11 protein-coding genes are annotated in these 14648 nt (G+C 58.8%); 8 read left to right on the top strand and 3 right to left on the bottom strand.

From position 1 onward, the window contains the following. Positions 1-18: 18 nt before the first annotated feature. Entirely contained in the window at positions 19-1668 is a 1650-nt protein-coding gene (locus N6L25_RS10630) for a sensor histidine kinase (RefSeq protein ID WP_271980035.1), read from the bottom strand. A 93-nt stretch (positions 1669-1761) separates the two neighbouring features. Between N6L25_RS10630 and N6L25_RS10625 the strand changes: the two genes are divergently transcribed. Then, positions 1762-3426, top strand: coding sequence for an NAD+ synthase (locus tag N6L25_RS10625; protein ID WP_271980033.1), 1665 nt, complete (start codon positions 1762-1764; stop codon positions 3424-3426). Positions 3427-3551: 125 nt separating this feature from the next. Here N6L25_RS10625 and N6L25_RS10620 read toward each other — a convergent pair whose 3' ends face one another. Further along, positions 3552-4391, bottom strand: a complete 840-nt coding sequence (locus N6L25_RS10620) for an outer membrane protein assembly factor BamD (RefSeq protein WP_271980031.1) — start codon at positions 4389-4391, stop codon at positions 3552-3554. 151 nt (positions 4392-4542) lie between these two features. Between N6L25_RS10620 and rluD the strand changes: the two genes are divergently transcribed. The 3 genes from rluD to clpB all read left to right on the top strand — a co-directional run bounded on the left by rluD (position 4543) and on the right by clpB (position 9006). After that, positions 4543-5520 carry a 23S rRNA pseudouridine(1911/1915/1917) synthase RluD gene (rluD, locus tag N6L25_RS10615; RefSeq protein ID WP_271980029.1) on the top strand — a complete coding sequence of 326 codons (978 nt, stop codon included), beginning with the start codon at positions 4543-4545 and terminating at the stop codon, positions 5518-5520. Further along, positions 5495-6262, top strand: coding sequence for a peptidoglycan editing factor PgeF (gene pgeF, locus N6L25_RS10610; protein ID WP_271980027.1), 768 nt, complete (start codon positions 5495-5497; stop codon positions 6260-6262). Before rluD ends, pgeF begins: the two co-directional genes overlap by 26 nt. A 167-nt stretch (positions 6263-6429) precedes the next feature. After that, the gene (gene clpB, locus N6L25_RS10605; protein ID WP_271980025.1) at positions 6430-9006 is read left to right on the top strand and encodes an ATP-dependent chaperone ClpB; all 2577 of its coding nucleotides are present in this window, start codon (positions 6430-6432) and stop codon (positions 9004-9006) included. Between the two features lie 82 nt (positions 9007-9088). On the opposite strand, the gene N6L25_RS10600 is transcribed toward clpB, so the two are convergent. Next, positions 9089-9550, bottom strand: coding sequence for a DUF4124 domain-containing protein (locus N6L25_RS10600; protein ID WP_271980023.1), 462 nt, complete (start codon positions 9548-9550; stop codon positions 9089-9091). Between the two features lie 523 nt (positions 9551-10073). On the opposite strand from N6L25_RS10600, the gene N6L25_RS10595 reads away from it, so the two are divergent. From N6L25_RS10595 to pssA, 4 genes are all read left to right on the top strand, one after another. Beyond that, on the top strand, positions 10074-11792 hold the full coding sequence (locus N6L25_RS10595) for an acetolactate synthase 3 large subunit (protein WP_271980021.1): 1719 nt from the start codon (positions 10074-10076) through the stop codon (positions 11790-11792). 5 nt (positions 11793-11797) lie between these two features. Next, positions 11798-12289 carry an acetolactate synthase small subunit gene (gene ilvN, locus N6L25_RS10590; RefSeq protein WP_271980019.1) on the top strand — a complete coding sequence of 164 codons (492 nt, stop codon included), beginning with the start codon at positions 11798-11800 and terminating at the stop codon, positions 12287-12289. A gap of 64 nt (positions 12290-12353) precedes the next feature. Beyond that, the gene (gene ilvC, locus N6L25_RS10585) at positions 12354-13370 is read left to right on the top strand and encodes a ketol-acid reductoisomerase (protein ID WP_271980017.1); all 1017 of its coding nucleotides are present in this window, start codon (positions 12354-12356) and stop codon (positions 13368-13370) included. Between the two features lie 139 nt (positions 13371-13509). Beyond that, positions 13510-14340 carry a CDP-diacylglycerol--serine O-phosphatidyltransferase gene (gene pssA / locus N6L25_RS10580; protein WP_271980015.1) on the top strand — a complete coding sequence of 277 codons (831 nt, stop codon included), beginning with the start codon at positions 13510-13512 and terminating at the stop codon, positions 14338-14340. The last annotated feature ends 308 nt before the right edge of the window (positions 14341-14648 follow it).

Raw genomic sequence — 14648 nt, 5'->3', positions numbered from 1 at the left:
GGATTGGGCAAAGGGCGGCTAAATCAGTCGGCCATGGTGCGCGAAAGTGATTCGAAAGCAACAGCCCGGTTGATCATCTTCCAGCAGTGACAGGTGGGCCTGATTAGCCTCGCACAGTTCCCGGGCCAGATAAAGCCCCAGCCCCGTTCCGCTTTTGTCGGTTGTGAAGAACGGCTCAAAGATTGAGTTGCGATTTTCGTCCGCAATGCCGGGACCGGCATCGCGAATGTCAATGTAGCTGCGTTCTCCGTCGTCGGTGATGCCGGCACGCACGGTGAGGGTAGACCGCCCGGTGTGTTGTTTACTGTACCGCAAGCCGTTGTCGAACAGATTAACCAAAACCTGCTCCAGCTGGCTGCGATCAAAGCGAGCCGGTGGCAGATCCGGCTCGAGCTGAAGCTCAATGTCGACACGCTCGTCGAATTGAGTCTCCCGGGTCTGTTGGTAATCTTCCAGAATCTCCCCCAGCCAACTGTCGACAGCCACCAGGTCGGTGTTGGCGGCCCGTCGGCGAGACAGTTCCAGCACGTTTTCGATGATGCTGTTCACCCGCCGGGAGTGGCGTTGGATAATGTCCAGCATTTTATGGTCGCCGACGTCGAGGTGGTGGGACTCGGCCATGAGCTGGGAGGCGTGGCTGATGGCACCCAACGGGTTGCGGATTTCATGGGCAATGCCGGCGGTGAGGCGTCCCAGGGACGCCAGTTTCATCTGTTGTGCCTGTTGGGTGACCTTGCTGATGTCTTCCACGAACACCAGGATATGTTCACCCCCTTCGTGATCCAGTCGCGTGAAGTTCGCCTGCAGCATGGGAGAGGTGTCGGTGGCCTGGAACGGTTCCCAGCGCTGCTGGGGGTGTTGCTGCCAATCCGCCAGCCGCTGCCGCAACGGTCCCGGCAGGGTGCGGCCTTTGGACGACTTTGGTGGGTGCTCGGAGCTGGGCTGGCCGAACAGCAGTTCCTCGGCTGCGGCATTGGCCAGGCGGATGTGGCCCTGAGGGTCCACCACCACGATGCCAGTGCGCATGCGCTGAATGATCTGCTGGTTGATCTGCTCCAGTTCCTGAATGCTCTGGGCGCGATCGCTGGCCAGCGCTTCACTCCGCGCCATTCGCCGGGTAATGTTCTGCAGCAGGAACGCCGCGGCGAAATACAGTATGCCCAGGGTGCCTGCGCGCACGATCACGTCGACCCGAAGGTCCATGGCCAGAATGGTCCAGCTGGCCAAACCGAGCGAACAAATCGCTGCCAGAGCTGCATAGAGCGTGCCAATTCGCGTAGGGGAGAGGATGTTGCCGGCGGCCACGGATACGATAATCAGGTTGGCCAATCCGCTGGCGATACCCGATGTAAACAGCAGAAAGCCGTGAAGGATCAGGATGTCCATCAATATCGACAAACTGATATGGCGGGCTTGGGGTTTGAAACCGGCCAGTAGCAGCAAGGCGATGAAGACATTCAGCGACAGGTAGCTGAACACGCCCACCTGATAATAGTCTCGCAGGTAGAAGTCGGCGCCAAACTCTGCCGGGTCGAGAAACACCAGCCCGGCCAGCAACAGGCTGATGGCAACGCGGTAGTGGTTGTAGATACGGAACAGCTTGCGGCGCTGATCCCATTGGTATGGCTCAGTAGTGGCCGCTGCTGGCGACGCGACAGTGGTAGTCATGTTGTGGCGCGATCCTATACCCAAAAGCAGGAAATCCGAAGCAGGTCGGGTTTATAATAGCCTTTTAGCGGCAATGAGTTACAGGAGCAACCTATGGCAACGTCCTCCAATCCGGTTTCCACGGATTCCACAGTCCCTAATTTGCGGGTGGTAATGGCCCAAGTGGACTTTCTGGTGGGGGACATTCCGGGTAATACGCAGCTGGTGATCGAAGCTGCTGTTAAGGGCGCTGCCGAATACCGTGCCGACGTGGTGGTCTTCCCCGAGTTGTGCCTTACCGGCTACCCGCCGGAGGACTTGTTGTTGCGCCCCAGTCTGGACCTTCGCATCCAGGAGGCGCTGGACACCCTGGTGGAGGCCAATCTGCCCACCGCCATTGTCATCGGTGCGCCCCTACGCCTGCAAGGGCTGCTGTACAACGCCGCCCTGGTCATCGAACAGGGCAAGATCACCCACCGCTACCATAAGCGGTTCCCCCCTAACTATCAGGTGTTCGACGAGAAGCGCTATTTTGCAGCCGGCTCGGACACTGGCGTTGTTCAGCTGTGCGGGGTACCGGTAGGGATTACCGTGTGTGAGGACATCTGGAGCGAGGGGCCGGTTGAGGATGCCGCTGCCGCTGGTGCCAAATTGATCCTCAATCTGAACGCCTCGCCGTACGATATCGACAAACAAGCCCGTCGTAAGGCGTTGCTGGAACGTAAGTCGCGGGAAAATCAGGTCAGCATCGTGTACACCAATCTGGTGGGCGGTCAGGATGAGCTGGTGTTCGACGGCGGTTCCATGGTGTACGACCACTCGGGCGAGCTGGCCGTCGAGGCGCCGCAGTTTGTCGAAGGCCTGTATCCGGTGGATTTTCTGGTCGAACACCACTGTCAGCCGGTGTCCCAGCCGGCTATCGCCGAGCCCTCGCTGGAGGAAAACGTCTATCGCGCGCTGGTGCTGGGGGTAAGGGATTACGTCAACAAGAACGGTTTCAAATCGGTGGTGCTCGGCTTGTCCGGTGGTATTGATTCGGCGGTGACGCTGGCGGTGGCGGTGGATGCGCTGGGCGCGGACCGGGTACGAGCGGTGATGATGCCGTTCCGCTACACCTCGGGCATGAGCCTGGAAGACGCCGAAGCCGAGGCCAGGGCCCTTGGCGTGCAATACGATGTGTTTTCGATCGAGCCGATGTACGATGCCTTCATGGCCGCCCTGGCCGAGCCGTTCGAAGGAACCCGGCCCGATACCACCGAAGAGAATCTCCAGGCCCGGTTGCGGGGCGTGCTGTTGATGTCGCTGTCCAACAAGTTTGGCGCCCTGGTGCTGACGACCGGCAATAAAAGCGAAATGGCGGTGGGCTACTCCACGCTCTATGGCGACATGGCCGGCGGTTTCGATGTGCTCAAGGACGTGCCGAAAACACTGGTGTACCGGCTCGCCAATTACCGCAATGCCCAATCTCCCGTGATCCCGGAACGGGTGATCACCCGGCCGCCGTCCGCGGAGCTGGCGCCGGACCAGAAAGATGAAGACAGCCTGCCGGAGTACGATGTTTTGGATCGTATCCTCAATCTCTATGTGGAGCGCGACTACAGCGCGGAGGCGATCATTGCCGAGGGCTATGGTCGTGCGGACGTGGAGCGGGTGGTGCGGTTGGTGGACCTGAACGAGTACAAGCGCCGTCAGGCTCCGATTGGGGTTAGAATCACCGAGCGGGGCTTTGGCAAGGATCGGCGCTACCCCATCACCAACAAATGGAAAATCGGCAAGTAAGGCTTCGTCTTAGGTGCGGTATTGTTGTCCCGGTGTAGGATGCCGGTAAGCGCAGCGAACCGCATCACGACGGGAACGAATGTGATGCGATTTGGCCCAGCCTCATCGCATCCTACAGGCAGCCCTCAGTCTTCCTCATCGCCAAACAACCCGAAAGTCACCACGTTCAGCAGCGACCGATTTTGCGGCTTCAGCCGGCTGGGCTGGAACTGCATGTCCGCGGTGAAGGCCTCGCTCTTCGGGAAATTGATGGCCAGCAGCTGGATGGCGTCGTTGGCCGCGCCCTCAAGTCCCATGAACTGATAGGTCTCCGCCAGGATGATCAGCGCCTCTTCGGCGGCGGGCGTCGTGGAAAAGTTTTCGAACACATAGCGCGCACGGTTGTTGGCGGCCAGGTAGGCTTCCCGTTTGATGTAATAGCGCGCGGACTGCAGTTCCAGATCGGCCATGCGGTTGCGGATGGCGATCATGCGCTGGCGAGCATCGGCGGCGTACTCGCTGTCAGGGTAGCGGTTAAGCAGGGTCGAAAAATCCTGAAAGGCCTGGCGCTGCTCACCGGGGTCCCGGGCGCTGACGTCAATGGGGAAGTAACGCCCGGCCAGACTGATGTCCAGGTTGTAAGAGGCCACGCCCCTCAGGTACAGGGCATAGTCCGCGTGTTCGCTCTGGGGGTTGAGGCGCAAAAAGCGGTCGGCGGCAGCGCGGGCGCCCTCGAGATCCAGGTTCTGGTAGCGGGCATAGATCAAATCGAGCTGTGCCTGTTCGGCATAGCGACCGAACGGGTAGTAGGTTTCCAGGAAGTCGAGATTGCGTTCCGCCTCGCTGAAGTTGCCGGAATTCATCGCCTCCCGGGCACTCTCGTAGTAGCTCTTCTCCGGCAGGACTTCCTCCTGTGACTTGCTGGCGCAGCCGCTAAGCACCAGGGCCAGGCTGGCGAGAAGAATGACGCGAAAAACTGATCTCATGCCGGAATCCCGTATAATGATCGGAGCCGAGTGATCGGCCATTAATGATCGGCCATTGTAGCGGGGTTGACCCGGCTTGTGCAGTATTGGCTGCGCTGGCGTTTAAAAAACTGACCGAAACGTAATTTTTACTCAACCGACCGGGCCCTTAATGACCTCTGACAATCGCATCACCGAATCCTATGTAATTCCTCCCGAGCTCAGCGATCGCCGTCTCGATCAAGCGGCGGCGGCGTTGATGCCTGAGCACTCGCGATCGCGGCTGCAAAGCTGGATCAAGAGCGGGGAGCTGACGGTGAACGGGACGTCCTGCAAACCGCGGGACAAGGTCATGTTGAATGACCGCCTCGAACTGGATGCCGAGCCGGAAGCCCAGGTCACCTGGCAGGCGGAATCGATCGAGCTGGATGTGGTCTACGAGGATGAGCATCTGCTGGTGATCAACAAGCCCGCGGGGCTGGTGGTTCATCCGGCCGCCGGCCATGCCGATGGTACCCTGGTCAACGCCTTGCTGCATCATGCACCGGAAGTGGACAAATTACCCCGGGCTGGGATCGTCCACCGCCTCGATAAGGACACCTCCGGCATCATGGTGGTGGCCCGCAGCCTGATTGCCCATACCTCGTTGGTGGATCAGCTGCAAACCCGCACCATGGGGCGAGAGTACGAAGCGGTTATCGTGGGCACGTTGACCGGCGGAGGCACGGTGGATGCGCCTATCGGTCGTCATCCCCGGGATCGCAAGAAAATGGCGGTGGTCGCGACCGGCAAGCCAGCGGTGACCCACTATCGCCTGATCGAGCGGTTCGTGGCCCATACCCATGTCCGGTGCCAGCTCGAGAGCGGTCGTACCCACCAGATCCGGGTTCATATGAGCCATATCAAGCATCCGCTGGTGGGTGATCCTGCCTACAGCGGACGCATCCGCCTCCCCAAAGGAACCACCGAGGAGCTGCGGGACCGGCTTGGCGGATTCCACCGTCAGGCGCTGCACGCCCGTAAACTGACCCTGGAGCACCCGGCCACGGGCGAGCTCATGAGCTGGGAAACGCCCCTACCGGAGGACATAGTGGCGCTGCTGGCGGCGTTGCGAGTGCACCGGGATGAGTTGGAACAACGTGACTTCTGAGCTGACGGTGCTGCTGCCCGACTGGCCCGCGCCGGAGTGGGTGCGGGCCGGCTGCAGCACCCGTCTGGGCGGTGTCAGCGAGACTGTCTGGGCGTCCCTGAATTTGGGCAGTCATGTCCAGGATGAGGCTGCCCACGTACAGGAAAATCGTCGGCGTCTGGCGCACTGGGCGGGAATCGGCGCGGATCGCTTCTACTGGCTGAACCAGGTCCATGGCACCGAGGTGGTCCACCTGCCAGTCAACGGTGTGCCCGATGCCGATGCCAGCCTAACCTCCGAGCCTGGGCTGGCCTGCACGGTGCTGACCGCCGACTGCCTGCCGGTGTTGTTCTGTGACCAGGGTGGAACCCGGGTGGCGGCGGCCCATGCCGGTTGGCGGGGGCTGTGCGCGGGGGTGCTGGAACGCACGATCACCGCGCTGGCGTGCCCGCCGGAGCGGTTGTTGGCTTGGCTGGGGCCCGCCATTGGCCCTGCGCATTTTGAGGTTGGCGGTGAGGTTCGCGACGCCTTTGCTCGGCAGGCCAGTGAGGCTGAATTGGCTTTCCGGCCGAGCCCGGACCGGCCAGGGCATTATCTGGCCAATATCTACCAGTTGGCTCGCCAGCGCCTGCAGCGAATGGGGGTGGTGCAGGTGTATGGCGGCAATGACTGTACGGTGGCCGATGCCAGCCGTTTCTATTCCTACCGACGGGACGGGGTGACGGGCCGGATGGCCAGCTTTATCTGGCTCGACCGCCGCTGAATCGTTGACCCCGATCTATCCACCGATGCTTTACTTCGGTTCCCGCTTGAAGTCCTTGGCACAGTCCTTACATATACTTTCAAAGCCATCTGCAGTTTGCTCGGCTCCGGTAATCGTGGCGCCTCCATTAACCAGACTGCATTGAAGACATCGGGGACTCCTACAACATGAGAATCGACAAACTCACCAGTCGGTTGCAAATGGCACTGGCTGATGCCCAGTCTCTTGCGGTCGGCAAGGATCACAATTTCATCGAACCGCTCCACCTGATGCTGGCCCTGCTGGATCAGGACAACAGCTCGATCAAGCCCTTGCTGAAGCAGATCGGAGTGGAGCCGGGGCGACTTCGCCAGGCCGTGGTGACGGAAATCGACAAGCTGCCGGAGATTCAGGGCTCGGCCGGCGACGTGTCCATGTCCAATGACCTTGGTCGGTTGTTCAACATTGCCGACAAGTTGGCGCAACAGCACGGCGACCAATTTATCTCCAGTGAGTTAGTGCTGTTGGCAGCGTTGGAAGATCGCGGCGTGCTGGGCCAGTTGTTGCGAACCCAGGGTGTCGATAAGGCGGCACTGCAGGCCGCCATCAAGCAGGTGCGTGGCGGCGAGGCAGTCAGCGACGCGTCTGCGGAGGAGAATCGCCAGGCCTTAGGCAAGTACACCATTGATCTCACCGAGCGGGCAGAGGCTGGCAAGCTGGATCCGGTGATTGGTCGCGACGACGAGATTCGTCGCACCATTCAGGTGTTGCAGCGTCGACGTAAAAATAACCCGGTGCTGATTGGCGAGCCGGGGGTGGGGAAAACCGCCATCGTTGAGGGGTTGGCGCAGCGCATAGTCAACGGTGAGGTGCCGGAAGGCCTGCGGGGCAAGCAGGTGCTGTCGCTGGACATGGGTGCGTTGATTGCCGGTGCCAAGTTCCGCGGTGAGTTCGAGGAGCGCCTCAAGGCGGTGTTGAATGAGCTGGCCAAGCAGGAGGGCCAGATTATCCTGTTCATTGACGAGCTGCACACCATGGTCGGGGCAGGTAAGGCCGAAGGCTCCATGGATGCCGGTAACATGCTCAAGCCGGCGCTGGCGCGGGGGGAATTGCACTGCGTTGGGGCCACCACTCTGGATGAATACCGGGAACACATCGAGAAGGATGCCGCACTGGAACGGCGTTTCCAGAAGGTGCTGGTGTCCGAGCCTAACGAGGAAGACACCATTGCGATTCTGCGGGGGCTCAAAGAGCGTTACGAGGTGCATCACGGGGTCGAAGTGACCGACGGCGCTATTATCGCTGCGGCCAAACTGTCCCATCGCTACATCACCGACCGCCAATTGCCGGACAAAGCCATCGATCTGGTGGACGAGGCCGCCAGCCAGATTCGCATGGAGATGGATTCCAAGCCGGAAGCCCTCGATCGACTGGAGCGCCGCCTGATTCAGCTGAAAATCGAGCGGGAGGCGCTGAAGAAGGAAACCGACGCCGCGTCCAAGAAACGGCTGGACGAACTCAAGAGCGTCATCGGCACTATTGAGCGCGAGTACGCCGATCTGGAAGAGGTGTGGAACACCGAGAAGGCGGCGCTGCAAGGCTCCCAGAAGATCAAGAGCCAGCTGGAGCAGGCTCGAATCGATCTGGAGAATGCTCGCCGAGCCGGCAACCTGGCGGAGATGTCCGAGCTGCAGTACGGCCGCATTCCGGAGCTGGAGCGCCAGCTGGATATGGCGAGCCAGGCCGAAATGATGGAGATGAAGTTGCTGCGTAACCGGGTGACGGACGAGGAAATTGCCGAGGTGGTGTCCAAGTGGACCGGCATTCCGGTGTCTAAGATGCTCGAAGGTGAACGCGACAAGTTGATGCGGATGGAAGACGCGCTGCACGCACGGGTGATTGGTCAGGACGAGGCGGTGGAGGCGGTAGCCAACGCGGTGCGGCGTTCCCGCGCCGGTCTGTCCGATCCGAATCGCCCCAACGGCTCCTTCCTGTTTCTGGGGCCGACCGGGGTGGGCAAAACCGAGTTGTGTAAGTCATTGGCCTCATTCCTGTTTGATACCGAAGAGGCCATGGTGCGCATCGATATGTCGGAGTTCATGGAGAGGCATTCGGTAGCCCGGTTGATTGGTGCTCCGCCCGGCTATGTGGGCTACGAGGAAGGCGGTTACCTAACCGAGGCGGTGCGCCGCCGTCCCTATTCGGTGTTATTGCTCGATGAGGTAGAGAAGGCCCATCCCGACGTGTTCAACATACTGTTGCAGGTGCTTGAGGATGGTCGCTTGACCGATGGCCAGGGCCGCACCGTGGATTTCCGCAACACGGTGATTGTCATGACCTCCAATCTGGGCTCCGACATCATCCAGCAAAAGGCTGGGGAGGCGCAATACGAGGCGATGAAGTCGGCCGTGATGGAGGTGGTCGGAACCCATTTTCGGCCTGAGTTCATCAATCGGGTTGATGAGGTGGTGGTGTTCCATCCTTTGGGCAGCGAGCAGATTCATGGCATCGCAAAGGTACAGATCGATCTTCTCAACCGGCGCCTGAAGGATCAGGACATGTCGCTGCGGCTGTCGGACGATGCGATGAATCTGCTGGCCGAAGTGGGCTACGACCCGGTGTACGGCGCGCGGCCGCTAAAGCGAGCCATCCAGAGAATGATCGAGAACCCCCTGGCGCAGCAGCTGCTTAAGGGCGAGTTTATCCCTGGCGACAGCATTCAGGCATCCGTGGCAGGGCATGAGCTGGAGTTTACCAAAGCTTAAGCCCGCTCGAAGGGGGCAGGAGCCCCCTTTGTTGCGCAAGCGTAGCTTGGTGGATAGCGGTGTGCGGCTATGCCAGCGAGCGTTATTCGCCTGATTCCGGACCGCAATTTTCTTGCGCAATCTGCTCAAAGGATTTGCGCTTTTCGATGATCTCGTCCGGCGCCAGGTAGCGCTGTTCGCCATCTTCATCGACTCGAATCCGGCTGGTGGAATTCAGGATTCTCAGGTTACTTTGGGCGGCTTCGCAGTTGGCGATGCGCTGTTTTTGGCGGGCCTCTTCAACCGCCTCCAGGCGACGGCGTTCCGCAGCATCCTGCTGCCGTCCTTCCAGTTCTTCGACCTGATCCTGAGGGTTCTGACTTTCAACCCTGCTGGTCGAGCCACCGGTTCGGATGTTCACGGTTTCTGCTCGGGTGCCGGTAGGCTGGCGGTCACCAAAATGGGTAATACCGTCTTCATCGGTCCATTTGTATACGGATTCGCCGATGACGGCGCCGGGCGCAATAGCAACAACAACTGCCAGAAGTAGTGATCTGCTGTTCATGCCTATACTCGTGATCTATTGATTGATCGCAGGTAGTTGAGGGAACCCGCTTTGTATTGGAGTCTTAAGCGACTCCTTATAATGATTGCCCGACTATTGTGCGGGTTTTGCAGAGCGCTGTGCAATTTCCTGCTTCACAGATTACACACAGTATGGCAAAGCTTTGCTCCGCTTGCTGGTGGAATCTCTTGGCTGGCGCTATTGACAGGGAGTTTCGCGCTGTCACAATTACCGATTGCCTGAAGGCAGGGGTCAATACGGCAGGCAATCCCGAGCAAGTATCCCCCGTTAATTACCACACTGAACACTTTGCGTCGTGGACGCAAATGGTTGTTGCATTCGTGCAACCCGTTGATTGGCCGCTCTCCGCAACCCTCAGGAGCGCGGTTGGCCAGGAGACAACCTCTCGTCTAATGGTGTGGCGGAACATCCGGTTCGGCTTCCACAAGAAGCTCAGATGCCGGAGATCCGGGCAACCGGGGCCGAACCCCGGAACATTCACTCGTAGCAGAGGGTAGAAAACGTGGAGTTATTGTCTGGCGCCGACATGCTGATCCGTTCCCTGCAGGATGAAGGGATCGAGTACATTTACGGCTATCCAGGTGGTGCAGCGCTGCATATTTATGATGCGCTGTTTAGGCAGGACAAAGTCAAGCATATTCTGGTTCGACACGAGCAGGCTGCGGTCCATATGGCCGATGGTTACGCCCGTGCCACCGGAAAACCAGGTACCGTACTGGTGACCTCGGGTCCTGGAGCCACCAACACGATTACTGGCATCGCCACCGCATTTATGGATTCCATCCCCATGGTGGTGTTGTGTGGCCAGGTGGCATCGAGCCTGATCGGCGAAGATGCCTTTCAGGAGACCGATATGATCGGTGTCTCCCGCCCGGTTGTGAAACACAACCTGAGTGTTCGCCACCCGGAAGAAATTCCCGAAGTCATTCGCAAGGCCTACTACATCGCCTCGACCGGCCGTCCCGGACCGGTGGTTGTGGATATTCCCAAGGATATGACCACGCCGAACGAGCGTTACGAATATTCGTACCCCAAGAAGGTCAAGCTGCGTTCCTACAATCCAGCAGTGCGTGGCCATGCCGGCCAGATCAAAAAAGCAGTCGATATGCTGCTGGCGGCCAAGCGGCCGATGATCTATGCGGGCGGCGGCGTGATTCTGGGTAAGGCTTCAGAACAGCTGATCGAGCTGGTGCGGACGTTGGGCTACCCCATCACCAACACGCTGATGGGAATTGGCTGTTATCCGGCAACCGACAAGCAGCACCTGGGCTGGTTGGGCATGCACGGCACCTATGAGTCCAACATGGCGATGCACCACTCTGACCTGATTCTCTGTGTCGGTGCACGCTTTGACGACCGGGTCACCAACGCCACCGAAAAATTCTGTCCCGGGGCGCGGATTATTCACATCGATATCGACCCTGCCTCCATTTCCAAGACCATAGAGGCCGACGTGCCCATTGTTGGTCCGGTGGACGCGGTGCTGAAGGAAATGCTGAGCCTGGTCAAAGAGGCCAAGGAAACGCCGGATGCCGAGGCGCTGGCGGCCTGGTGGAAGCAGATCGATGAGTGGCGGGCCTTCCACGGCATGCGTTACGAAACCAATCCGGACGTCATCAAGCCGCAAGAGGTGATCGAGGCGTTGTGGCGGCTCACCGACGGCAAAGCTTTCGTGACCTCTGATGTAGGGCAGCACCAGATGTTCGCCGCCCAATATTACAAGTTTGACAAACCCAATCGCTGGATTAACTCCGGAGGTCTGGGCACCATGGGCTTTGGTCTGCCGGCGGCCATGGGCGTCAAGTTGAGCTTCCCGGATGACGAAGTGCTGTGCATTACCGGCGAGGGCAGTATCCAGATGAACATCCAGGAGCTGTCTACCTGTAAGCAGTACGATCTTCCGGTCAAGATCATCAATCTGAACAATCAGGCGTTGGGCATGGTCAAGCAGTGGCAGGACATGAACTACGAGTCGCGCCATTCCCAGTCCTACATGGAATCCCTGCCGGACTTCATCAAGCTGGCTGAATCCTACGGCCATGTAGGGATTCGCATTGACAAGAAAGAAGATCTGGAGCCCAAGCTGAAAGAGGCTTTGGCCATGAAGGACAAGCTGGTGTTCCTGGACATCTACGTTGACCGCTTCGAGCACGTCTACCCCATGCAGGTGGCCCGTGGTTCGATGAAGGATATGTGGCTCAGCAAAACGGAGAGGGTCTGATCACCATGCGTCGTATTATTTCAGTACTGCTGGAGAACGAACCCGGCGCGTTGTCGCGGGTGGTCGGCCTGTTTTCTCAGCGCAACTACAACATTGAGACCCTCACGGTTGCCCCCACCGAGGATGAGACCCTGTCGCGCTTGACCGTCACCACGACGGGATCGGACAAAGTCATCGAGCAGATTACCAAGCAGCTCAACAAGCTGATCGAGGTGGTTAAACTGGTGGATCTGACCGAGGGTTCTCACATCGAGCGTGAGCTGATGCTCATTAAGCTCAAGGCGACCGGGTCCCAGCGGGCGGAGATCAAGCGCACCGTGGACATCTTCCGTGGTCAGATCGTTGATGTCACCAGCTCGGTGTACACCGTTCAGTTGGCCGGGGATAGCGACAAGCTGGATGGCTTTATCCAGGCGGTCGGTACGGCGGGCGTGCTGGAAGTGGTGCGCTCCGGGGTGTCCGGGATCGCCCGAGGCGAGAAAATTCTGAGCATCTGACTTCCCGGTTTAGGATTCAGTGTTGAAACATGGCAGCATTGCCAACACAAAGTAGAGGTTTATCATGCAGGTTTATTACGATAAGGATTGTGATCTTTCCATCATCCAGGGTAAGAAAGTAGCCGTCATCGGTTACGGTTCCCAGGGGCACGCGCACGCGTGCAACCTGAAAGATTCCGGTGTCGATGTCACTGTGGGTCTGCGCCCGGGTTCGTCTTCTATCGCCAAGGCTGAGGCCCATGGCCTGAACGTCAGCGAAGTTCCCGCTGCTGTTGCCGCTGCCGATGTGATTATGATCCTGACGCCGGATGAGTTTCAGGCGCAGCTGTACAAGGAAGAGATCGAGCCGAACCTGAAGGAAGGCGCCACTCTGGCCTTCGCCCACGGTTTTGCCATCCACTACAACCAGATCGTGCCGCGTAAGGATCTGGACGTCATCATGATCGCTCCGAAAGCGCCTGGTCATACCGTGCGCTCTGAGTTTGTGAAGGGTGGAGGTATTCCTGATCTGATTGCCATCTTCCAGGACGCGTCCGGCAATGCCAAGAACGTCGCTCTGTCTTATGCCAGCGGTGTTGGTGGCGGTCGTACCGGTATCATCGAAACTACGTTCAAAGACGAGACCGAAACCGACCTGTTCGGCGAGCAGGCGGTGCTGTGTGGCGGTGCTGTTGAACTGGTCAAGGCTGGATTCGAAACCCTGACCGAAGCGGGTTACGCGCCGGAAATGGCGTACTTCGAGTGTCTGCATGAGCTCAAGCTGATCGTTGACCTGATGTACGAGGGCGGTATTGCCAACATGAACTACTCCATCTCCAACAACGCGGAGTATGGCGAGTACGTCACTGGTCCTGAAGTCATCAACGACGAGTCACGCGCTGCCATGCGGAATGCGCTGAAGCGTATCCAGAGTGGTGAGTACGCCAAGATGTTCATCTCCGAAGGCGCTCACAACTACCCGTCCATGACGGCGGCCCGTCGTAACAATGCGGCCCATCCGATCGAGCAGGTTGGTGAGAATCTGCGTGCAATGATGCCTTGGATCGCGTCCAACAAGATCGTGGACAAGGAAAAGAACTAAGCCTCACGGCGGTTCAGGAAAGCGCGGCCCTTGATGGCCGCGTTTTTCGTTGGGCGGGGAAATTTCCTTCTGGGATGAGGGGTTGGGTGGCCTGGAGTGGCTGCTATACTTCCCTCCAAATACATTCAGGATGGCTGGAATGACAACCAAGAACGACAAGTCTGAACATGAACTGAAGCCCGATGCCTCTGGGTGCGATGAGCCGGTACACGAGCATGCCGATGGTGAAGTGGTCGAAGAAGAGTTGGTGGGCGGGGCGCCGGTACGGCGGAAGGGGATCTACCTGCTGCCCAATGCGTTGACCACCGCCTCCCTGTTTTCGGGTTTCTACGCCATCGTATCGGCGGCCAATGGCATGTTTGAAAACGCTGCTATTGCTATCTTTGTTTCGATGATCCTTGATGGGCTGGACGGGCGTGTGGCGAGAATGACCAACACGCAAAGCAAGTTTGGCGAGGAATACGACAGTCTGGCCGATATGGTGGCTTTTGGCGTAGCGCCAGGCCTGGTGGCCTTTTTCTGGTCGCTTAACAGCCTGGATCAGTTTGGCTGGGCGGTGACGTTTATCTATGTTGCTGGCGCGGCCTTGCGATTGGCGCGCTTTAACACGCAGATCGGCTCCGTGGACAAGAAGTTTTTCGTTGGCTTGCCCAGTCCCTCTGCAGCGGCCTGTGTGGCCGGTCTGGTTTGGTGCTTTCATGCCTATGAGCCGGCGGGGTGGTTGACGGCGCTCACTATTGTGGTGGTTGGCGGTACTGGGGTGTTGATGGTGAGTAACGTACTTTACCGCAGCTTTAAGGATCTCGATCTGCGTGGTCGGGTACCGTTCGCGGCCATTCTGCTGGTGGTGCTGATCTTTGTTGTGGTGGCGCTCGACCCGGGCACTGTGCTGTTCAGCGGGTTCTTGGTCTATGCTCTGTCTGGCCCGGTTCGGGTTTTGCTTCGTCGTGCTCGGCGGTCGTCCCGTTAGGTCTGGGCTATACTAAGAATGGTGGCTAAGGATTGGCCGGATATGGCAGTGAAAGCGGCGGTTTTTACGGGGATTGAAATAATATGGAAATATTTTCGAAACCTCGTTGACACCTCCGCTGAGGTCTGTAGAATGCGCATCTCTTTCGAGGGGCACGCCACTTAAGCGGGCCGGAAATCGAAAGACAACCGCTTGGTTTTATTGAAGATTTTGAGTTTCAACTTTCTTCAAAATAGCGGTTGACAAGGTGGCTCAGCACGGTAAAATGCGCGCCACCTTGAACGAGGTAGCCGGGAGGTTTCGGCGGT

Source organism: Marinobacter sp. SS21 (assembly GCF_028369065.1).
In the GTDB taxonomy this organism is placed as follows: domain Bacteria; phylum Pseudomonadota; class Gammaproteobacteria; order Pseudomonadales; family Oleiphilaceae; genus Marinobacter.
Note: the sequence above shows the minus strand (reverse complement) of the source record. Positions and strands in the feature narration are given on the sequence as shown.